At 59.3% G+C, this 19,865-nt stretch carries 19 protein-coding genes and 1 riboswitch; of the genes, 4 read left to right on the forward strand and 15 right to left on the reverse strand.

What is annotated here, in order from left to right:
* Position 1: 1 nt before the first annotated feature.
* On the reverse strand, positions 2 to 1,075 hold the full coding sequence (corA, locus tag ACLI1T_RS05835) for a magnesium/cobalt transporter CorA (RefSeq protein ID WP_239268075.1): 1,074 nt from the start codon (positions 1,073 to 1,075) through the stop codon (positions 2 to 4).
* 116 nt (positions 1,076 to 1,191) lie between these two features.
* Between corA and ACLI1T_RS05840 the strand changes: the two genes are divergently transcribed.
* Positions 1,192 to 1,794 (forward strand): class I SAM-dependent methyltransferase, encoded by a 603-nt coding sequence (locus tag ACLI1T_RS05840; RefSeq protein WP_239268077.1) that lies wholly within the window; start codon positions 1,192 to 1,194, stop codon positions 1,792 to 1,794.
* Between the two features lie 4 nt (positions 1,795 to 1,798).
* Here the strand turns inward: ACLI1T_RS05840 and ACLI1T_RS05845 are convergent, their stop codons facing one another.
* From ACLI1T_RS05845 to ACLI1T_RS05860, 4 genes are all read right to left on the reverse strand, one after another.
* Positions 1,799 to 3,334, reverse strand: a complete 1,536-nt coding sequence (locus ACLI1T_RS05845) for a bifunctional hydroxymethylpyrimidine kinase/phosphomethylpyrimidine kinase (protein WP_411702160.1) — start codon at positions 3,332 to 3,334, stop codon at positions 1,799 to 1,801.
* Entirely contained in the window at positions 3,327 to 3,956 is a 630-nt protein-coding gene (gene thiE / locus ACLI1T_RS05850) for a thiamine phosphate synthase (RefSeq protein ID WP_411702161.1), read from the reverse strand. Before thiE ends, ACLI1T_RS05845 begins: the two co-directional genes overlap by 8 nt.
* Entirely contained in the window at positions 3,953 to 4,777 is an 825-nt protein-coding gene (gene thiM, locus ACLI1T_RS05855) for a hydroxyethylthiazole kinase (RefSeq protein ID WP_411702162.1), read from the reverse strand. The genes thiE and thiM overlap by 4 nt, the downstream gene beginning before the upstream one ends.
* Positions 4,765 to 4,858, reverse strand: a riboswitch (TPP riboswitch). It overlaps the preceding gene by 13 nt.
* Positions 4,859 to 4,961: 103 nt before the next feature.
* On the reverse strand, positions 4,962 to 6,314 hold the full coding sequence (locus tag ACLI1T_RS05860; protein ID WP_023022305.1) for an NAD(P)/FAD-dependent oxidoreductase: 1,353 nt from the start codon (positions 6,312 to 6,314) through the stop codon (positions 4,962 to 4,964).
* A gap of 201 nt (positions 6,315 to 6,515) precedes the next feature.
* Here ACLI1T_RS05860 and ACLI1T_RS05865 point away from each other — a divergent pair, with 201 nt between their 5' ends.
* Positions 6,516 to 7,829: a class I SAM-dependent methyltransferase gene (locus tag ACLI1T_RS05865; RefSeq protein WP_411702163.1), complete on the forward strand. Its 1,314-nt coding sequence runs from the start codon at positions 6,516 to 6,518 to the stop codon at positions 7,827 to 7,829.
* A 5-nt stretch (positions 7,830 to 7,834) separates the two neighbouring features.
* Here the strand turns inward: ACLI1T_RS05865 and ACLI1T_RS05870 are convergent, their stop codons facing one another.
* From ACLI1T_RS05870 to ACLI1T_RS05885, 4 genes are all read right to left on the reverse strand, one after another.
* On the reverse strand, positions 7,835 to 8,740 hold the full coding sequence (locus tag ACLI1T_RS05870) for a Dyp-type peroxidase (protein WP_411702164.1): 906 nt from the start codon (positions 8,738 to 8,740) through the stop codon (positions 7,835 to 7,837).
* Positions 8,741 to 9,373: 633 nt separating this feature from the next.
* On the reverse strand, positions 9,374 to 9,538 hold the full coding sequence (locus ACLI1T_RS05875; protein WP_284770679.1) for a hypothetical protein: 165 nt from the start codon (positions 9,536 to 9,538) through the stop codon (positions 9,374 to 9,376).
* A 3-nt stretch (positions 9,539 to 9,541) separates the two neighbouring features.
* Positions 9,542 to 10,243: a YceI family protein gene (locus ACLI1T_RS05880; RefSeq protein WP_411702165.1), complete on the reverse strand. Its 702-nt coding sequence runs from the start codon at positions 10,241 to 10,243 to the stop codon at positions 9,542 to 9,544.
* A gap of 3 nt (positions 10,244 to 10,246) precedes the next feature.
* Entirely contained in the window at positions 10,247 to 10,591 is a 345-nt protein-coding gene (locus ACLI1T_RS05885) for a hypothetical protein (RefSeq protein WP_411703298.1), read from the reverse strand.
* A 124-nt stretch (positions 10,592 to 10,715) separates the two neighbouring features.
* Between ACLI1T_RS05885 and ACLI1T_RS05890 the strand changes: the two genes are divergently transcribed.
* Complete coding sequence (locus ACLI1T_RS05890) at positions 10,716 to 11,093, forward strand: RNA polymerase-binding protein RbpA (protein WP_005279221.1); 378 nt, start codon at positions 10,716 to 10,718, stop codon at positions 11,091 to 11,093.
* 78 nt (positions 11,094 to 11,171) lie between these two features.
* On the opposite strand, the gene ACLI1T_RS05895 is transcribed toward ACLI1T_RS05890, so the two are convergent.
* Genes ACLI1T_RS05895 through ACLI1T_RS05905 form a run of 3 tightly spaced genes read right to left on the reverse strand, consistent with a single transcriptional unit; the run spans position 11,172 to position 14,203 of the window.
* Positions 11,172 to 12,071 (reverse strand): polyprenol monophosphomannose synthase, encoded by a 900-nt coding sequence (locus ACLI1T_RS05895; RefSeq protein ID WP_023022315.1) that lies wholly within the window; start codon positions 12,069 to 12,071, stop codon positions 11,172 to 11,174.
* Positions 12,072 to 12,085: 14 nt separating this feature from the next.
* On the reverse strand, positions 12,086 to 13,603 hold the full coding sequence (gene lnt, locus ACLI1T_RS05900; RefSeq protein WP_411702166.1) for an apolipoprotein N-acyltransferase: 1,518 nt from the start codon (positions 13,601 to 13,603) through the stop codon (positions 12,086 to 12,088).
* Positions 13,604 to 14,203 carry an FxsA family protein gene (locus ACLI1T_RS05905; protein WP_411702167.1) on the reverse strand — a complete coding sequence of 200 codons (600 nt, stop codon included), beginning with the start codon at positions 14,201 to 14,203 and terminating at the stop codon, positions 13,604 to 13,606.
* Positions 14,204 to 14,290: 87 nt separating this feature from the next.
* Here ACLI1T_RS05905 and ACLI1T_RS05910 point away from each other — a divergent pair, with 87 nt between their 5' ends.
* Positions 14,291 to 15,133 (forward strand): precorrin-3B synthase, encoded by an 843-nt coding sequence (locus ACLI1T_RS05910; RefSeq protein WP_411702168.1) that lies wholly within the window; start codon positions 14,291 to 14,293, stop codon positions 15,131 to 15,133.
* Here the strand turns inward: ACLI1T_RS05910 and ACLI1T_RS05915 are convergent.
* The 3 genes from ACLI1T_RS05915 to ACLI1T_RS05925 are packed head-to-tail and all read right to left on the reverse strand — an operon-like array spanning position 15,130 to position 19,850.
* Positions 15,130 to 15,876: an SDR family oxidoreductase gene (locus ACLI1T_RS05915; RefSeq protein ID WP_349886554.1), complete on the reverse strand. Its 747-nt coding sequence runs from the start codon at positions 15,874 to 15,876 to the stop codon at positions 15,130 to 15,132. The two genes, ACLI1T_RS05910 and ACLI1T_RS05915, sit on opposite strands and share 4 nt — an antisense overlap.
* Positions 15,877 to 16,998 (reverse strand): M24 family metallopeptidase, encoded by a 1,122-nt coding sequence (locus ACLI1T_RS05920; protein ID WP_411702169.1) that lies wholly within the window; start codon positions 16,996 to 16,998, stop codon positions 15,877 to 15,879.
* Positions 16,999 to 17,033: 35 nt separating this feature from the next.
* Positions 17,034 to 19,850: a DEAD/DEAH box helicase gene (locus ACLI1T_RS05925; RefSeq protein ID WP_411702170.1), complete on the reverse strand. Its 2,817-nt coding sequence runs from the start codon at positions 19,848 to 19,850 to the stop codon at positions 17,034 to 17,036.
* Positions 19,851 to 19,865: the final 15 nt, after the last annotated feature.

Raw genomic sequence — 19,865 nt, forward strand, 5'->3', positions numbered from 1 at the left:
GCTAGAGCCAGTGGTTTTTCCGGAACCACGCCCACAGGCCGCCGACGACAGCCACCATGATGATTATTGCCATGGGATAGCCAAAGGCCCAGTGCAGCTCCGGCATGATATCGAAGTTCATGCCGTAAATTCCGGCGACTAGCGTCGGCGCTGCCCACATACCGACGACGGCGGAGATCGTGCGCATATCGGAGTTTTGCTGCATAGTGACCTTGGCCACAGAGGCATCAATAAGCGAGGTCAAGCGTTCATCGAAGCTGGCCACCAAGTCATTGACCACGAGCTCGTGGTCGTAGACATCGCGCAGGTATGACCGGATCTGCTTAGAGATGAGATCCTTGTGATCCGAGACCATCGCCTTTAATGCCGCAGAGAGCGGGTAAATGGCGTGCTTCATCTCCAAGACTTCGCGCTTGAACATATAAATGCGGTCGACGTCGAATTTGAGGTTTGGAGTAAAGATTTCCTCTTCGAGTTCATCGACTTCATCGCTAATCAGGCGGGCGACCTCGGAGTAGCGGTCCACCATCATGTCCAGGATCTTCCAGGCCATGGCGACGGGGCCGAGCTCCACCAAGTCCTGCTCGTCTTCGACCGTGTAGGCCAGATTGGGCAGCTTCGCACCGTGGCGAACGGTGATGATGAAGTTAGAGCCCATAATCATCTGGATTTCGCCTGTAGAAATGATCTGGCGCTTATCTTGCACCTCATCGTGGTCGCGGTAATTCACCGAGCGGGCCACCACAAAGAGCTGGTCATCGTAGCGCTCTAGCTTAGGGCGCTGGTGGGCCATAACGGCGTCTTCCACGATGAGCTCGTGGATGCCAAATTGCGAGGCGATCTTCGTCATCTGAGATTCATAAGGCTCATGCAGGCCCACCCAGACAAACCCGCGGCCATATTCCGCCACGGTTTCCAGGGCGGAATGTGCGGAATACTCGCCGGGTAGGGCCTCACCATCGACGAAGACGCGGCAGTGCTCAATGGCGCGCTCCGCGGGAACCGGCGGGAAGGAGGGCTGACTAGGAGGCGTGGATTTCTTTCGGCCCCTAAAGGGCGTGGGTACGGACGGCATCGTTTCAGCCTCCTTTGCACGGTAGTGCGGATAGTAACGCAATCAAGTAGTAAAACGAGCCACGTTTTACGCAGCGGGTAAAGCTTACACCGACGGTGGGTAATATAATCGAATCTATGCCAACGTGGAAAGAAGTTACCGAAGCCAATCCCGCCCACTCCCATAATTTCGCCCGCAAATGGAAGATGCTGGAGGCGCAGGGCAAAGACATTCATGGGGAGGCCCGGCTTGTCGATGCCATGGTGGAGCGCAATTCCACCATCCTCGACGCCGGCTGTGGAACCGGCCGCGTCGGCGGGGAATTGCTGCGCCGCGGTCACAGCGTGGTGGGCATTGACGTGGACCCCATTTTGATCGAACACGCCGAACATGACTTCCCCGACGGCGAGTGGTTCGTCGGGGACCTGTGCACGGAAGAGGTTCCTGAAGGCCCCTTTGACTTGGCTGTTTCCGCAGGAAACGTCATGGGCTTTTTGGCCGTGGACGGCCGCGAGCAAGCACTGCGAAATATTTTTAACTCGCTGACCCCCGGAGGGCGCTTCGTCACCGGCTTTGGGGAAGGCCGCGGATGGGACTTCCAGGACTTCCTCGATATGGCGCAGAAGGTGGGCTACCGCGTTGACTTCACGTTTTCTTCCTGGGACATGAAGCTATTTTCGGAGCATTCCACCTTCTTGGTCGCCGTGCTATCTAGGCCTGGCGCGGACCTCTTGGCCTAAGGCCTTAAAAGCGCCGGTCCGCTTGGTCGAAGAAATCGACCTCGTGGATGCTGGCGCTGATAAAGGCGCGCTCGGCGCGGGTCCGAGTGGCCTCATCCGCCTTCTCCAGGTTTTCCTCCACAATCTTGATGCTCTCGCGCACCCCGGCGAGGAAATCTTCGCCGCCGTAGACCTCCAACCAAGCATGGTAGGGGTGATCGGGCGAGTCGAATTCCGCCAAATGCAGGCCTACCTCCGCATACAGCCAGTAGCAGGGAAGTACCGCCGCGATGCCGACGGCATAATCTTCCGTGTGCGTGCTGCGAATCAGAAAATCCGTATAAGCGCAGGTGACCCGCGATGGTGCCGTGGTGGCCGAATCCTTCAACCACCCGCGGTGCAGCTCAGCCTCCTCTGCGAGGCATTCGTAGGCGCCCTGCGCCCAGTGCAATTGCTGTGCGGTATCGGGTGCCTGGCTGGCCAAGCGAGCCAAGGCCTTCGAGTAGGACGCCAGGTACTGCGAATCCTGATCAAGGTAGAAACTGAAAGCATCGTTGGCGAGTGCTCCGGACCCGAGCTTCTGCATGAAGGGTAGCGCCTTTACCTGATCCCAGTGCTCCGCTGCGATATTCCACAGGCGCTGCGTGTACGGGCCAGCGGCGGCAACCCGCGGCTGTTCGGGATTTTCTACCTCTTCCAAAGGTCCAGCCAAGTGAGGAAGCGGGACCGAGGATGCAGCCCGCATCAAGCGCTGCGAGCGGTGCAGGTGGTCTACCGGCCCGCTGCCCTTGCCGACGCCCAGCGCATCCGCATTAGCAATCGCCTCGTGCAACCAGTCCGTCGACCACTCAAGGGCGGTGGCGGCATCATCGCCTGCGCCAAGCCGCGTTGCTAGGGCAGAGGAGAGGGAGCAGCCCGTGCCGTGGGTATTCTTGGTCTGCACTCGGGCCGATTCCACGCGGTGAACCTTGCCATCGGGAGTGACCACGGCGTTATCGGCAATCGCCGAGTCAAGGTGCCCGCCCTTGACGATGACCGCCGTATCCGCCTCAGCGGCCCACGCCTTAGCCACCTCGATGGCACGGTCCAAATCCGTGGCTTCCTCCGTCTGCGTCAGCACGGCTAGCTCCTTGAGGTTGGGCGTGATGACATCAGCACGGGAGCACAGCTCGCGCACCGCCTTTTCCGCCTCGGGGGCCAAGAGGCGGTCGCCGCTGGTGGCCACCATGACCGGGTCCAAGACCACGGGGACGGACGGCTCGATCTGGTCGAGGAAGGTGGACACGAGGTCGGTGATGGGGGCATCGGCAAGCATGCCGATCTTAATGGCATCGATGTCTACGTCCTCGCGGACCGAATCCAGCTGCTCTTGGAGGAAATCCAGCGGCGGGACGTGGACACTGCGCACGCCCTGGGTATTTTGGGCCACCAGCGCGGTGACCACGCTCATTCCATACCCGCCCGCGGCGGCGATGGACTTCAGATCGGCCTGGATGCCGGCTCCGCCTGTGGGATCAGTTCCAGCAATCGAGAGAATACGAGGGTAGGTTCCTTTAGCCACGGTAGGCCTCCTTTAGGTTGTGTGCTGCCGCTGCCGGGTCACCAGCAGCCATAACGTCGCTGACCACGCAGATCCCTGCGAAGTCGCTTGCAGAAAGTTCGTGGGCATTGTGCGCCTTGATGCCGCCGATAGCGACGGACTCGATGCCGCGTTCGCGCGCCGCGGTGGCAAGGCGCCTGGCTGCCTCAGCGCCGATTCCCGCTGGCGCATTCTTCTTGGTCGCCGTCGAATAAACCGGGCCGATGCCAATGACATCGGGGGCCTCCTGCGGGTCAATGGCGTCCAACTCTTCCCGTGTGCCCACCGAAAGCCCGATGAGCTTATCGGGGCCGAGCAGCGCGCGTGCTTGGTGTAAATCCATATCGTTTTGGCCAATGTGCAGGTGGCAGCCCACCCTGGCCGCTACCTCGACGCGGTCATTGATAAAAAGCGGTACATCGCCTAAGACCTTCATGAGCTCGCGGGCGGTAGCCTCCACCTCCTCGTCGCTGGCCTCCTTATCGCGCAATTGCACGACGGTAGCCCCGCCTCGCACTGCCTCTTGTACGATGGGAACGACCTTGTCCCGCCCGCCGGCGAGCTCAGGATCTGTGATGAGGTACAGCGTCCAATCGATGCTCATGACAGCACCGCAATGTCTGCGACCTCGGAGGCAGGGATCCGCTTCTTGATTCCATCGGTCGACAGTTCATGCAGCGCATCGAGCCAGGCAACCGCAAAGGAGCCGGGCGCCGAGGATTTCTCCGCGGCAACGCTGCCCGCGGCCCCCACATGCGCATGCGCTGCGATGATCGCTGCGAATGGATCCTCCCACGCTGCCAGGTAAGCCGCGCAGATGGCGCCCAGCGAACAACCCGTGCCGATGACGTTTTGCAGCATCGGGTGCCCGGACTCGAGGCTTACCGCCCTCGGCGATTCGCCTGCCTGCACGATGAGATCCGTGGGGCCAGACACGGCAACAACGGCACCAGTCTCGCGGGACAATTTGAGTGCCGGTTCCAGTGCCGCCTCTACGCCATCGGTGGACTCCACGCCGCGCCCGCCGGCTCCGGTTCCTGCTAGAGCTATGATCTCGGAAGCATTGCCGCGAATCGCCGTCGGGCGCTGCGGCAAGACTTCGTGCATGAACTCGGTGCGCTTGTGCAGACCACCTGCGCCGACGGGATCGAGGACCCACGGGTTTCCAGCCGCGGTCGCACCGGCGATTGCCTCGCGCATGCCGTCGTATTGTTCGGAATTCGGGGTACCGCAATTGATAAGCACGCCACTGGCGATCTTCGCAAAATCTTGCGACTCATCTGGAGTATCTACCATTGCTGGGCTGGCGCCGATGGCCAACAGCGCGTTGGCAGAAATATTGCTGACGACCTTATTGGTCAAGCACTGAATAAGTGGAGCGGTATCGCGCACCGCATCGTGGGCACGGAGAAATGAACAATCCACAACAATCCCTTCGCTAGTTCTAACTGAGAGCAGGTTCAATGGGTATATCTCAGCCACTGCGTGGCACCCCATGTTGTACTGCCCAAGCCTAACAAAAATGGGAAAATAGGAACGAAAACCACAAAAGCCGCCGCCCACAGTCCCGTTGCGGGGTAGTAGGACGGCGGCTGGTGCCGAGGAGAATTTAGTTCTTCTCTTCTTCTGCCTCATCGATGAGGTTGCGGGCGATGCGCTGCTGGGTAGTAATCTCCAGGTTGCCGCGGTTGCGGGAGAGGATATTAGCCGCCCAGTTGACCAATACGGCCAAGCGGCTGCGCAGGCCAACGACGTAGGTCAGGTGCAGGGCCAACCATGCCAACCAGCCCGGGAAGCCTGAGAATTCGGTCTTGCCCAGCTTCACGACGGCATTGAAGCGGGTCACGATGGCCATCGAGCCCTTGTCGAAGTACTCGAATGGCTCCTTTTCATCGGCCGTGGACTCCTCGTCCACCTTGGTCTCGATGAGCTTGGCGACGTGCTCGCCACCCTGAATTGCCACCTGTGCCAAACCCGGCAGGCGGTTCAGGGACATCATGTCACCGATGATGTAGACGTTGTTGAAGTCACCAACGGTCATGTCATCGTTGACGGATACGCGGCCCGCGCGGTCAGCCTCGACGCCAGCTTGATCAGCGACCATCTTGCCCAATGGGGAAGCAGCGACACCGGCGGACCAGATCTTGGTCGCGCCCTCGAGGGTGACCTCTTCCTCGGTCTTCATGTTCTTGTAGGTCACGGAGTCTTCGTTGACATCGGTCACCATGGCGTTCAGGCGAACGTTAACGCCTTCCTTTTCCAGGGTGCGCTGGGCACGGCGGCCGAGGCGCTTGCCAAACGGTGGGAGTACCTGGGGCGCGCCGTCGAGCAGGTAAATCTTTGCGGCGGAGGTGCCGTAGGTGGAGTAGACATCGCTAAGCGTGCGGTTAGCCAACTCAGCGATCTGGCCGGTGAGCTCCACACCGGTTGGGCCGGCACCGACGATGATGAAGGTGAGGAGGCGCTCGCGCTCAGCGGGGTCATCGGTAAGCTCAGCTTTTTCGAAGGCGGAAATGATGCGGGAACGCAGCTCCAGGGCATCATCCAAGGTCTTCATGCCAGGGGCAAACTCGGCGAAGTGGTCATTGCCAAAGTACGACTGGCTGGAACCAGCGGCAACCACGAGGGAGTCGTAGGAGTAGGTGCGCGAAAAGTCATCGAGCTCGGCGGTAACCGTCTGGTCCTCCAGGTTAATGTCGGTCACGTTGCCGTTGACAAAGTCCACATTATCCTGGTTGCGCAGCAGCTGGCGGGTCGAGGGGGCAACCTCACCAGCGGAAATCATGCCGGTAGCCACCTGGTAGAGCATTGGCTGGAACAGGTGGTGGTTCTTCTTATCGATGAGGGTGATCTCAACATCGGCGTTCTTCAACTTCTTCACAGTGTTAAGACCGCCGAATCCACCGCCAACCACGACGACGTGGTGACGGCTTCCGTTTGGACGATAAGGGGTATCAGTCATGGAATTAATGCGACCTTCCTCGAGAAAGCTTATTTAAGTACCCGTATAGTGTAAACGCTCGTTACATAACGTGCATACTTGATACCCATTTACATGCGTTTCGGGTTTCCTTTCATGCGGAGCGCCTTAACCGAAACCGCTCAGAATCTGGCTAAAATAAGCTCAACCGTGACCCTTGCACCCAGGAGCGCTCCCCAAACCATGAGTTTTTCCACCCCCGAGCATCTACGCTCCATCGACGCGGAGGCATGGCCCAATATCGCGACCGTGCCATCGCAGCGCTGGGCGACGCTAAAATCCCGACGGGCCGAGGCAGAATTTGCCAAGGCCTGCGATAATGCCGGTTTGGAGCTGGAACTCGATGCAGCAGGCGGCCCCGATTTGAAGGTGGGCCACGATGCGTTATTCGAGCGAATCGCTGCCACGGGCTGGTTAGGTTTTGCCGAAAGCTATATGGCAGGCGAATGGACCGTCGCATCCTCCACTCAATTGGTGAAGGTTTTAGGCAAGCTCCTGCAGGTGGGGTATCTTCCCAAGCCACAGGGGGTTAGAGTAGGAGATTCAGAGCCAGGGGAGCTGCCTCTCGACCTAGTGCGCCTCTATGCTGGCGATGGGTTAAGCCACGTCGGTGGGATCTTCTCCAGCGGCGTGCCGACGACGATCCGGGAAACGGTCGAAAGCTTTACCCCGAAAGCCGGAAGCCGGGAACCGAAGAGCCACTTCGTTGATGTCACCACGGTGAGCGAACCCACCAATGTGGACCGGGACGACTTAGGTGAGGCGCAGCGTAGGGCAGCAGATTGGCTTCTCGATGCCACCCGCACCGGCGCCGGTACCCACATTCTGGTTTATCCCGCGGCCGGGATGCAGGCCGCGATACGCGCTACCAAGCGCCGCGCCACTGTCGATGTCCTGACCAGCGATGTTGAACAGATCACCCAGATGCGTGAGGCACTTGTCTTTGCTGGAACGGAAGACTCTATCCACATAGAGCGGATTCCGGATCCCGTTCCGAGCCCGAAGCAATGGCGCGGGCACTACGATGCGATCATCAGCGTGGAAAAGTTCGAGCAATTAAGCCCGCGGGAGCGCAAGGCATATATTCGGGTCCTTGACCGATTCCTTACCGCAAACGGTCGGGCGGCTTTTCAATCCATTGTTGCCACCGACGCCATGTCGGAGGCTGCCCGAGCATCCTTGCAGGCCATGCGGGCCTATATCTGGCCAGGACTCGACTATCCGCTGACCATGGACGTGCACCGGCTCGTGGATAAGAACTCGCACTTGCGCATCGTGTCCGAAACGCACGTGGGCAGCCACTATATCGAATCCCTGCGCCAGCAGCGATCCTTTTTTGATGGGCATCTTCGCGAGGCCGCCGCTGCCGGCTTTGATCCGGTTTTCCGCAGGTTATGGACCTTCCAATTCGCGCTTCGTGAGGCGCTCATGAGCCTCGGGATGATAGACTCCGTCCAATTCGGACTGACCCACCGCAATCGCGGCGGGCGCCGCTAGGATTTTTATTGCGGAAGCTCGTCGAATTCGTCTAGCAGGTCAACGCTCGGGACGAAAAAGTTCGTTCCAGTCAGGGCCGTGGAGAAGTCCAGGATCCGGTCATAATTGCCTTCGGGATCGCCGATGAACATATTGCGCAAACGCTCATTAATATCCTCTGGGTCCTTGGCATATCCGATAAAGTAAGTACCCATCTCACCTGCGGCAAAGGAACCGAAGACCATGTTCTCGCGGTAGATGTCCTCCTCGAGGTCATTGAGAGCCACGTGGGAATTTGATGGCTGCGCATCCTCATCGAGCTCCACGTCATCGGCCTTGGTACGCCCGATAACGCGTTCCTGCTCTTCGGTGCTGATACCGCTCCATTTATCGAGGTCATGGGTGTATTTTTGCACTGTGACGTAGGAGCCGCGGGGATAATCGGCGTCATCGGCAAGCAGCACTGTCTCTAGAGCTTCCTCGGGGAGGGGATTGGCGGTGCCATCCACAAAGCCTAAGAGGTCGCGCTGGTCCAAGTACTTGAAACCCTGGGTCTCATCGATGACGGTGGCTGCATCGCCCAGCTGGTGCAATACCTGGCGCGCCATTTCGTGGCAGAGGTCATAGGTATTCGCGCGGAAATGCAGCAGGATATCACCGGGCGTGGAAGGCGCCTTGTACGTTCCCTGGAGCGGCTCGAACTCCTTGAGCTTGTCCGGGCGGGGAGCGCTGGTGAGGCGTGGCCACATGTTGGCGCCGATGCCAACGACCGTGTACAGCTCGCCCTCGTTATGGCGGAAATTGACGGACTTGAAGGTATCGCCAAATGCGGAGAGCATGTCCCGAGTGGCTTGCTCGCCGCCTTCTGCAATGTTCAAAACCAAGAAAAGGGCGGCGCGGGAAGGCTTAGTGACAACGCGTTGAATAGTCATGAAGTCCAGCATATGTGTTGGCCTTGGGCGTTGCACGTTTGGTGTATGTGGTGTGTGGGGTTGGTGTGATGTGCCGGCATGGCTTGCATGCGGGATGCGCTGGCATGGCGTGATGCGTTTTTGCAAATAGCGAGCCGATTTGGGCCTTTTGAGGGGCTCTATTTGTAAATTTGGAACACTTTGCGCCCGGGTGGCTGGACCATTCTTGGATTAAGGGCCGCGGCACGATGGGAGGGACTTCTACGGATCTAAAATGACATAATGTACATTATCGGACAATTATGGGGATCTGCAGGTTAAGCTGAGGGCGGCTTGAGTATAACCCCTTAGGTCCGTGGATTCGGTCCGGGATGTTGGCTGGCCTACCTGTTGCTGCACGCTAGGGTCTTGAGAGCGTCAAAGCTTCTGCGACTTCGGCTCCTCAGTGGCCAGGGTTTAGATTCCTGAAGCGAGCCTGGCTTGAGAAATCGTTTCGGCGAGGCTTGTGTTGAGTGTCTGGCAGGCGGCACGCCACGGCTCCGGACGACTCGGACGTCCGATTGAGTCGAGATTCGCTTCAGGCGGTCCTTTCCTGCCGCTGGACCTTGGCACACTTATACCCCGGCATTTAGTCACAGTGACGTTAAAATAACGCTATTGGTTTTTGTAGGCGCTCCACAGCTGCCAGATGGTTAATACGGCTAGCAATGCTGCAAACGCCGTGACTAGCCACATCTGTTGGACCGCAACGAAAATCGAGAAAGCTATGACGACTACGAGGCGGAACCACAGCACGGAAATTAAGCGTCGAGAATTCACGGTCTAGTCCTTATTCAAGGAGATGCGCAGGTTGATCTCGCCGTCCTCGGCAACTTTGGCCGCCAGCATGTCTGGCGTCTCCACGTTGTAGTCCAAGCGGTTAATCGGAATATCGCCGCCAATGACGATATCGTCGCCGTCGCGCAGGACATCGAACTCATGGGTGATTTCCTGCGTCTTGTCCTTGATCGTGAGGTCACCGGTGAGCTTAACGGAACCGACGGTGCCGTCTTCGGGGACATCGGCAAGTGAGACGGACTTGGTAAGCGTGAAAGACGATTCTGGGAAGTCTGAGGTCTTAAAGAGCTTGGACTTCATATTTTGGTCGCGGACTTTCTTATCCGTGGTCAAGGAATCCATATTCACCGTGATGGTGGCGGATTCCAGCGTGGAATCGGAAATCTCCGCCTGGCCGGTGACCTCCGTGGTCGCCCCAGAGGTGGACGTCCTCTCCGCCGGCAGAACCTCGTCGAAGGTAAAGCCCACCGAGGTGTGGTTATCGGCGCGGCCCTTGGCCACAGACCAGGAACCGTCGACCGGCGTTGAGGCTGCCTTGGCGCCATCGGCAGTCACGGGCTCCGTCTTGACGCCGCCGCTTTTGAAAAGCGAGTACACAATCGGGCCGATCGCTACGGCGGTAAGCACGAGGATTAAAACCACGAAGATGGAAACGACGAGTTTCCGGTTATAAAAAAGCTTTTTCATCTACTATCGAAGTCCTTCTAAACGCCGAGCCAGCGAAATAAGCTCCTCACACAGACTGGAAAGCTCTTCCGCGCTCGCGCCTTCTTTTGCGGCAGTTTGAATGTCTTCTGCGGAACACCGCAATTCAAAAAGGCCGTCGCGCAAGCCTTGCACTTTATCTGGGCTCAAGATTACTGCATCGGCAGGAATATCCGTGCCACTAACATTGTTTCTTTGTTCATAAGCACGCTGTTTGCACGAGGCGCTGCAAAACTTACGTGGTCGTCCCCTACCGCCTTGGTCAATATCCTTTCCACACCATTGGCAGGAACCGACATTGCTTTCACGACTAGCTGTACGGATCACCAGATACACTTTAGTCCATTAATCGGCGGGCTGGGAACAATACCGCGTGGGTGTTCGTTATAATAAATAGCTCTTAGGCGAAACTATCGCCGTCAATCAGGGATCTCTTTGAAAAGGATGATGTTGCATGGCAGATCGCGTACTCCGTGGCAGCCGTATGGGTGCAGTCAGCTACGAAACTGACCGCGACCACGACCTCGCACCGCGCCAGATGGTGAAATACCGCACGGACGATGGTGAGATTTATGAGGTGCCCTTTGCACATGAGGCAGAAATCCCTGAAGAGTGGATGTGCAAGAATGGCAAGCTGGGCCACCTCGTAGAGGGCGAAGGCGTGGAAGCTAAGCCCATCAAGCCACCGCGCACCCACTGGGATATGCTGCGGGAGCGCCGTTCCATCGAGGAACTCGATGAGCTTTTGGAAGAGCGCATTAACCACCTGCGTTCCCGCCGTCGGACCGCTGCTCGCCTCCTCAAGGAGCAAGAACAGCAGAAGAAGTCTTAAAGGCGAAGACGGAATTAATTAAAGCCCGTACCCTGACTGCCATTTTGGCACGGGGTACGGGCTTTAATGCTGCCTAGATTACTTCTTCTTAGTCAGCTGGCCCACCTGGTGCTTGACCAAGTATCCCAGCTCATTGGCCAAATTGGTGGCCCAACCGACACCGTTGCGGGCCTTCTGACCAGCATTGTGAACGGAGCCGTATTTGACCTCGTGGTCCGCCAGCTTGGACATCTCGCCGGCAAAATCCTTCACCTGCTCCGCGCGGTGGGCCACGCCCCACTTGGTTACCTCGAAGAGGGAGTCCTTGACAAAGGAACCATCCAGCTTGGACTCACCGTACTCGCGCTCGGTGAAGGTGATGGGCACCTCGCGGATATCGTATCCAGCCTTGACCGCGCGGAAGGCCAAGTCCACCTGGAAGATATAGCCGGCCTTGGACAGCTCATCAAAGTCGATGTCTTCCAAAAGCTCGCGGCGGAAGGCACGGTAGCCGGCGGTCATATCGGACAGGTCGGTTCCGAGCGCGAAAGAGATATAGAGGTTGCCCAAGCGGGACAGGTACTCGCGGGATGCCGGCCAATTGACGGTCTCGCCGCCCGGCACGTAGCGGGAACCGATGACTAGGTCCGCGCCCTCGTCAATCTCCTCCAACAGCAAGTGCAGCTGTTCTGGGGCGTGGGAGCCATCGGCATCCATCTCACAAAGGACCTGGTAGTCGCGCTCCAGGCCCCATTCGAAGCCGGCGATATAAGCGCCCAAAAGGCCGCCCTTGCCCTCGCGGTGTAGCACGTGAATGTGGTCATCTTCTGCTGCGAAAGCATCGGCCTTCTCGCCGGTGCCGTCGGGGGAATTATCATCCACAACGAGGATGTGAACCTCTGGCAGCGCCTCGCGGACGCGGCCGGTAATCAGGGGAAGGTTTTCAATCTCGTTATACGTTGGGATGATAACCAGCGTCGCAGAATCAAGAGTGCTCACAGTAATTAATGCTCCTACTTTTCTTTAGCGCCGACACCGCGAGGTGTACGACCCAATCGGTTAGTACGCACGGCAATGAGTGCGCAGACGGTACCAATAATAACCATCAGCCACTGCATGAGCGAACCGTAGCGCACCGAAAATGTTTCGCCGGTTTTCAGTGGCAGGCGTTCTACCAGTGCCGCGGGCTCAAAAAGCTCCGTGGATTGGCTCACGCTGCCGTCTGGGTGCACGAGTGCGGACACTCCAGAGGTGGCTGCAACCACGACGGCGCGGTCTGTTTCTAGCGCGCGCAGCCTGCTCATAGCCAGCTGCTGGTACGTCATATCGGAAAAGCCGAATGTTGCGTTATTGGTCGGAGTCGTCAGAATCTGCGCGCCGTTTTTGACGGATTCATGGAAGGCATTATCGAAGGAGACCTCATAACAGGTCGCCACACCTACCGCGACGGAATTCATGGAGACCACACCGGGCCCGTCCCCTGCCTTGAAATCACCGGCGAGGTCAACGTAGTCAGAGAAATGCGCGAAGAAGTCCCGCATGGGCATGGTCTCACCGAACGGCTGCAGGTACTTCTTATGGTGGTGATCGCCCACACCATGGCCAGGGGTAAAGACTTGCATGGTATTGCGCGCGCCTACCTCATCGCGGGTGGCGGTACCGACCAGCACGGGAGCGTCAATGGCATCGACGGCCCCGCTAATGGCTTGGGCTGCTTCCCCATCGCGGAAAGGATCAATATCGGAAGAATTTTCCGGCCAGATCACCAGATCTATATCGTCTTCGCGGCGCGCGAGCTTCTCCGTTTCCTGAACGTGGTTATTTAGTACCGCGCGACGCTGCCCGGCGAAGTCCAGACCGCTGCGCGGCACGTTACCTTGAATGGCCGCCACCTTGGTATCGCCCACCTTGGTATCGGCAGGATCGATGCCGCGCCCGGCCGCGAGTCCCGCAATGAGCGGGAGAATAAGGGCGGCGCCAGCGGCGACCTTTACGCGCCCGCCGCGCAGCAATAAGCCGGCAAGGCCGCAGGCGCACAGCACCGTTGCCACTGTAATCAGGGAGGTCCCGCCCCACGGGGCGAGATTGGCTAAGGGCCCTTCGATTTGTCCCCACGCCAGTTTGACCCAAGGGAAACCACCAAAAGGCACCGAGGAACGCAGGACCTCCACGGCGAGGTACACGAAGGGAAAGACCAGAAATCCATATCGCCACCGCGCCACAGAGGCCCCGAATATCCCTAAAAGGATGGCATATACCGAAAGCCAGATGGCAAGCGCCGCATAGGGCACGGTCCCTACCAACTCGCCAATCCAGGGCAGGCTCAGCAAGTACAGAATCAGCCCGTGCGCCACCGCCAAAAGCGCGCCTGTGGCCCCGCGCACCTGTCGCCCACGCCAAGGCATGAGGCTCACATACAGCAGGGCGATGCCAATGATCGCACCCCACCACCAGCCGCGCGGCTCAAGGGCGGTAAAGGTCAGCGCACCAGATATGCCCGCTATGACGAGGCGGGCGAAAAATATCGCCACTTATTTTCCGTCCTGCGAATTGCCATCGCCGCGGGGACCGAAGTCATCAGGATCCAGGTTTTCGGACCAGTTGCGCAGCTCTTCTTCGTCGATAACTTCGTGGGAATCGCTCTGACCAGACGTTTGCCCAAAAGATTGGCCCGAGGCCTGCCCAAAGGATCCAAAATTGCCATAGCTATCGTGCTGCTGTGCCATGGGCGATGCCTCGTAAATGCGCACACCCATCTTCTCCACCTTGCGGTAGATGGATACGGCCATAAACTTTCGAAACAGCGACCGCGTTGGGGCGAAGATGAGCAAGATACCAATAAAACTGGTCAAAAACCCAGGCAGGGACAGCAACATGCCACCGGCCAAGGTTAGGCCCACATTCCCGGCGGTTTTACCCATGTCGTTATCGCGGACGTAGTAGGTCCCGTCACCAGCCTGTTCTACCTGTTTACCCATCAACCGGCGCACCTCAATACCGGCGATGGACATTCCAAAGAACATGGTGATGAACAGAGCAATGAACGCCCAAAAGAGGCCAATCCACTCGGCGACGGCCCAAAACGCTAGGGTTTCCGCCAGCATATAGAGGACGAGATATAAAAACGGCATAGTTTCCAGTTTAACGAGCAAAGCTGACGATATGCTGGCAACACTCGATCCCAGCGCAGTGCTTCTAACCGGCTACACTGGCAGGTTATGCATTACCCCGAATTTTTCCAGCATCCCGAGTCCGGCACTTCCCTGCGCCTGCACGTTGTGGGCGGTTTTACCAGCCCCAATGATTGGATCCATTTGGGTTATTGCGCGGCGCACTGGGCCGATGGCAGCGTCTACATTAGCCCTAATTCCGCCATCGAGTTGCGGGGAATTACAGACAAGGCCCAGCTTGCGGCGGAGCTGGATAAATTAGAGCTGCAGAGCTTCCACATTCCTGTGCTGGCCTCTCCCCTTTCTGCCGCGGCGAAGCAAGCCGCGCGCCAGCTGACCACGCACCTGAATACCGAACAGCCGGGCTTGGAGTCGCTCGCGATTACTACTCCCGCCGACGATCTGCCGGCCTCTGCCGCGCAGGTTAGTATGCAGCTGCTTGACGATGCCACCTTAAACATCACCCAGTCCCCCGCCACTAACAGCCCGACCGCGGGCCTCTCGCTTGCCGATGCCGCAACCCACCTCCAGCGCCTCGGTGCCTTGCGCACCGAGGCGAGGAGTACCGAAGCAAAAGGCACTGAGGCGAAGGCCACCGGGGCGGCTGGTGCGGAACTCGCCGCAGAACCTGGGCCCATTGGTTGGTTGGATGAGCACCAGGCAGAAGGCGTGGTCAACCTTGGCGCGGGCGTCTATCAAGGCGCCATACCGGCGCAGTTCGCGCAGCTCATCGGCCAGCTCGAGGTGGACATCACGGTCACCCCGTGGGGAGGTCTCGTCTTTCACGACATCGCAGAGGGCGATGCCGAGGTCGTCCTCCGCGTGCTCGCCCCGCGCGGTTTCATCTTCGACATCAACTCGCCCCTGCTGCGGGAGGGCGAGGCCGACTAACGCGGCATGTGCCGCCACACGGGCCGGGGCACGAGCCGCATGACCCAGGCCAAAGCCTGCAGGGCCTTCGGGATCCACAGGGTGTGGCTGCGTGCCTGACCGCGGCGGTCGTCGTTGTCTATGCAAGCAACGACGGCATCGGCGACATCGCCTGGCCGCACCGATAGCGGGGCCGGTTTCATTCCTTGGGTCATAGACCCGATGACGAACCCGGGGCGCGCGGTAATCAACCCAAGCCCACTGCCGTGCAACCTATCCGCAAGGCCCTGACAAAATGCATCCAGGCCAGCCTTGGTGGAACCGTAGACATAATTGGCGCGGCGGGCCCGCCAGCCAGCGATGGAGGAAAAGGCCACGATATGGCCGCGCAGCATCGACTGCGCCGCCACCGTCAGCACGGAGACCTGGGCGGTGTAGTCGATAGTGGCGATTTGTGCTGCCTGGGACGGATCGAGTTCCGCTTTATCTTGATCCCCTAGGATGCCGAAGGCGACCACAGTCAGCTCAATGGCGCCGACGCGTTCCTTGGCCTCGGCAAAGATCTGGCGGTGCTGGGAGAAATCCTCCGCATCGAAGGACAGCTGGTAGACGCTGCGTGCACCTGCGGCCTCTAGCTGAGAGGTTACCTCCTCAAGCCCGTGCGTCCCGCGCGCGGCGAGGACGATGTCGTTGCCGCAGGCCACGCGACGGGCGATTTCACCGCCGATATCGCTGCGCCCGCCTAGGATCAGTACGCCAGCCACTTAGCGCACTTCGCGTTCAACGACGTTGAGGGACTCGTAGCCATCCTTGGTAAGGACCACGATGTCTTCTAGGCGTATGCCCCACTGGCCTTCCAGGTAAATGCCTGGCTCGATGGAAAAGGCCATGCCCTCTTCCAGCGCTAGGTCATTTCCCTCCATGATGAAGGGCTCTTCGTGGGTCGAGAGACCAATTCCGTGGCCGGTGCGGTGGACGAATTTATTGCCCCAGCCGGCATCGGCAATAGCCTTCCTAGCAACCGCATCGATTTCCTCGGCAGTGCTGCCGGGTTTGGCGGCGGCGCGGGCGGCCGCTTGGGCATCGTAAAGCACTGCATAAGCGTCCTGGAAGTCCTGCGGTGCCTGGCTAAGATCGCCGCCTACGACGTAGGTGCGGGTGCAATCGGAATGGTAGCCGGAGGGCAAGGTGCCTCCGAGATCCACGACGACGGGCTCGCCCGCAGCCAGCTTCCGGTCAGAGAAGCTGTGGTGCGGATTGGCGCCATTCGGGCCAGAGCCCACGATGACAAAGTCAATGATGGAATGTTCTTCGAGGATGAGCTTTTCCAGTTCGTGCGCCACCTCGGCCTCGGTGCGGCCGGGCTGCAGGAGCCCAGGAACCTGGGCGTGCACGGCGTCGATGGCCTGGCCGGCCCTGCGCAGCTCTGCGATTTCCGCCTCATCCTTGCGGGTAAACAGCTCTGCGAGCGCGTAGGTGGCAAGGACATAATCCGTCTCGGGCACGAGCGCCTGGAACTGCAGGATGTGGTCCGCAGTCAGGGATTGGCCCAGAGCGACCTTCTTGATCGGCGCAGCGCCCTTGAGGGCGAGCTCGTAGGGATTATCGCCGTCATTCCACCCGCGCAGCTCCACATCGAGCTTGCCGACGGGCGCCGATTTAATATCCGTAATATCCGTATTCGGCGAGACAATCCACGGGGTACCGCTCTGCGGAACCGCCAGCACCGTCAGGCGTTCGTGGGACGATACCCACGAACCGGTCAGGTAGGCGAAATCGGGGCCGGTGCCAATCAGCAAAAGGTCAATGCCCTGCTGGGTGGCCGCTTCTTGCGCGGCCGCGAGCCGGCGCGAATACACTTCGGGAGAAAAAGCCTGAGTAGTCATACACCTCAGTCTACTAGCCAGCAGGCCGGGCTAGCTTAAGCCCCGATCGCGACGACCCCGCGCTGGATGGCATCGATTGCGCGGCGCGCGTTGCGCTGAATCTGGCCATCGTAGCCAGTCTTGGCGATTTGCTGCAGGAGGTCCACAACTTGGCGGCACCACCGCACGAAGTCACCGGGGGTAAGCTCCGCGCCCGCCTCATTAGCCGCCGCCATGCAATAGCCCAAGGGCGCACCCGCTGACCATTGGTGAATGGCCAGCGCAAAACCGGCTTCCGGCTCGCGCGTTGGGGGCAGGCGGTGGCGCCGCTCATCCGCGCTGAGTTCGGTATAGATACGCCACGTCGCATTCATGGCATCGGCCATGCGATCCGTTGCGGCCTCCGGCTGGCCCCCAGTGGCCTTCCTATTTTCAAAGCAGCACAGAGATGCAACGCCGGCCAACTCCGCCGGATCCAGCTCATCCCATATGCCTCGCTTCAGGCATTGGGCAACGAGCAGATCGGATTCGCTATGAATCTTGGCTAGGCGTTCGCCTTCCTCAGTGATGACCGGCGTGCGATCGCTGCCGGCACCAGAGAACTCGACATAGTCCATCTCCGCGAGCAGATCCACGATGCGTTCAAAAGTACGGCCCAAAGTATCGGTCGCCTTATTCACCTTGGCCTGCAGCTTTTCGAGGTCGCGCTCGCGGCGCGCCAACTTCTGCGCCACGCCGGCCAGTTGCTCCCTATCGGTGGCGGGCCAGTCGTGCGCAGGGTGCTCGCGAATGGCATCGCGCAACTCGCCTACCCTCTTATTTGGCCGCAGGCGCGGTTTCGACTTCATCCGCTTCGGGCGGTCAAACTTTTCGCGGTGGAAGACATCCTGGATGTACTTGGTATTGCGCCGCGGATTCTTCCGCACCGGCTTCGGGATCTTTATACGGCCCAGCTGAATCGGCGGATTGCTAATCCCGGTGGCATCGATGCGCCCTGACCACCCAGACTCCGTGGTCACCCACGGGCGTGGATCCTCAGTCTGGTTAGCCGGGGTGACCACCGCAGCAAGGGTGGGCCGCTTCTTTCCGGCGATCGCAATGACATCGCCCAATTGCAGGCGCGCTAGCACCGCGACTACTTCCTGGGTGCGTTGGTGTTCCTTATCAACCTTGGATTGCTTTTCTTCCACCGTCAGCTCGCGGCGCAGCCGGATATAATCCATGAGCACCTCGGCGGGATCCTCGCCGTCCTTGGCTGGTGGTGCGAGGGCATCTACGGCATCGTCAAGCTGCTCGCGCAATTCGCGCACGCGATGCTCTGCGCGCTCTAATTCGCGGGTTTCTTCGACCACGGAACCATCGGCTTGGAACTGCGCAAAGGACTTTTCTAGGAGCCGCAGCGAGTCCTCAAAGCCGAGCATGCCCAGCAGGTTGATGGCCATGTTATAGCCTGGCGCAAACGTAGAAATCAGCGGATACGTGCGCGTCGATGCCAAACCCGCGACAAATCGCGGATCCATAGCAGGAGCCCACTGCACGACCGCGTTGCCCAGGGTATCGATTCCGCGCCGGCCCGCGCGCCCAGTCAGCTGCGTGTATTGGCCCGGCGTGAGATCCACGTGCGCTTCGCCATTGAACTTAATCAACTTCTCGAGCACAACCGTGCGCGCTGGCATATTAATGCCCAAGGCAAGGGTTTCGGTAGCAAATACCGCGCGTACCAAACCGCGGACGAAGAGATCTTCTACGATGTGGCGAAAAGCCGGCAACATTCCTGCGTGGTGGGCGGCAAAACCGCGCGAGAGCGCTTCGCGCCACCGCCGGAAATCCAAGACCTGCAGGTCTTCTTCCGGAATGCCCTCAACGCCGGCATCGACGATGGCCTTGATCTCTTCTGCCTCTTCCTGCGTCGTCAGCACCATCCTGCTGCGCAGGCATTGATAGAGCGCGCCATCGCAACCGGCGCGGGAAAAGATGAAGGTAATCGCGGGCAGCATATCTTGCGATTGCAGCACCTTTAGCACCTCTGGGCGCCCTAAGGGGCGGTAGCGATCTTGCGGACGGGAGGAACCGGAACGCCCGCTCGCTTTACCATGAAATTCGCTGCGCCCGCCGCCCTTGTGGCGCGCCCTCGCACGGAAACCCTTGCCGGATTTATAGTCCGCGCGCCCATCGTCGCTATCGCCTGCCTCCAAGCGCTGAATGCGGCGCTCTAGTTCGGAATTGACCTGGCCGCCGGATTCCGGCTCAAAGAGCGGGTAAATCTTGCGGCCCAACATCATCCATTGATCAAGTGGAACCGGACGGTGTTCGGTCACGATCACCGAGGTATCGCCGCGGACTGTGGCGAGCCATTCACCGAATTCCTCAGAATTGGACACAGTGGCAGACAGCCCAATGATGGATACGTGGTCCGCCAAATTCAGGATGACTTCTTCCCAGACCGCGCCGCGGGAGGCATCTGCAAGGAAGTGGATTTCATCCATGACCACGTGTGTAAGCCTATCCAGCGCCGGAGAATCCGCGTAGATCATATTGCGCAGCACCTCAGTGGTCATCACCACGATTTCGGCATCGGCGTTGATAGAGACATCGCCAGTAAGCAGACCGACGGCATCCTCGCCGTGCTCAGCGACGAGGTCGTGGTATTTCTGGTTGCTCAGCGCCTTAATCGGGGTGGTATAAAAGCACTTCGTGCCGCGGCTTAAAGCCAAAGACACGGCGAACTCGCCAACGACGGTTTTACCTGCGCCAGTAGGGGCGCAGACGAGCACCCCTTGGCCATTTTCTACCGCCTCACACCCCTGCACCTGGAACTCATCCAAGGGGTATGGGAGGCCGGCGGCGAAGGTATCCAGGTGAGTTTCAGTCATATTTCACAAGGCTAC

Origin of the sequence: Corynebacterium tuingiense, assembly GCF_046718165.1 — a bacterium.
Lineage (GTDB): Bacteria > Actinomycetota > Actinomycetes > Mycobacteriales > Mycobacteriaceae > Corynebacterium.

Coding starts and splice junctions, on each gene's coding strand:
- ACLI1T_RS05910 (WP_411702168.1), top strand. CDS start 14,291: ATGCATTACCCCGAATTTTTCCAGCATCCCGAGTCCGGCACTTCCCTG.
- ACLI1T_RS05905 (WP_411702167.1), bottom strand. CDS start 14,203: ATGCCGTTTTTATATCTCGTCCTCTATATGCTGGCGGAAACCCTAGCG.
- ACLI1T_RS05920 (WP_411702169.1), bottom strand. CDS start 16,998: ATGACTACTCAGGCTTTTTCTCCCGAAGTGTATTCGCGCCGGCTCGCG.
- ACLI1T_RS05840 (WP_239268077.1), top strand. CDS start 1,192: ATGCCAACGTGGAAAGAAGTTACCGAAGCCAATCCCGCCCACTCCCAT.
- corA (WP_239268075.1), bottom strand. CDS start 1,075: ATGCCGTCCGTACCCACGCCCTTTAGGGGCCGAAAGAAATCCACGCCT.
- ACLI1T_RS05860 (WP_023022305.1), bottom strand. CDS start 6,314: ATGACTGATACCCCTTATCGTCCAAACGGAAGCCGTCACCACGTCGTC.
- ACLI1T_RS05870 (WP_411702164.1), bottom strand. CDS start 8,740: ATGACTATTCAACGCGTTGTCACTAAGCCTTCCCGCGCCGCCCTTTTC.
- ACLI1T_RS05925 (WP_411702170.1), bottom strand. CDS start 19,850: ATGACTGAAACTCACCTGGATACCTTCGCCGCCGGCCTCCCATACCCC.
- thiE (WP_411702161.1), bottom strand. CDS start 3,956: ATGAGCATCGATTGGACGCTGTACCTCATCACAGATCCTGAGCTCGCC.
- ACLI1T_RS05880 (WP_411702165.1), bottom strand. CDS start 10,243: ATGAAAAAGCTTTTTTATAACCGGAAACTCGTCGTTTCCATCTTCGTG.
- ACLI1T_RS05890 (WP_005279221.1), top strand. CDS start 10,716: ATGGCAGATCGCGTACTCCGTGGCAGCCGTATGGGTGCAGTCAGCTAC.
- ACLI1T_RS05865 (WP_411702163.1), top strand. CDS start 6,516: ATGAGTTTTTCCACCCCCGAGCATCTACGCTCCATCGACGCGGAGGCA.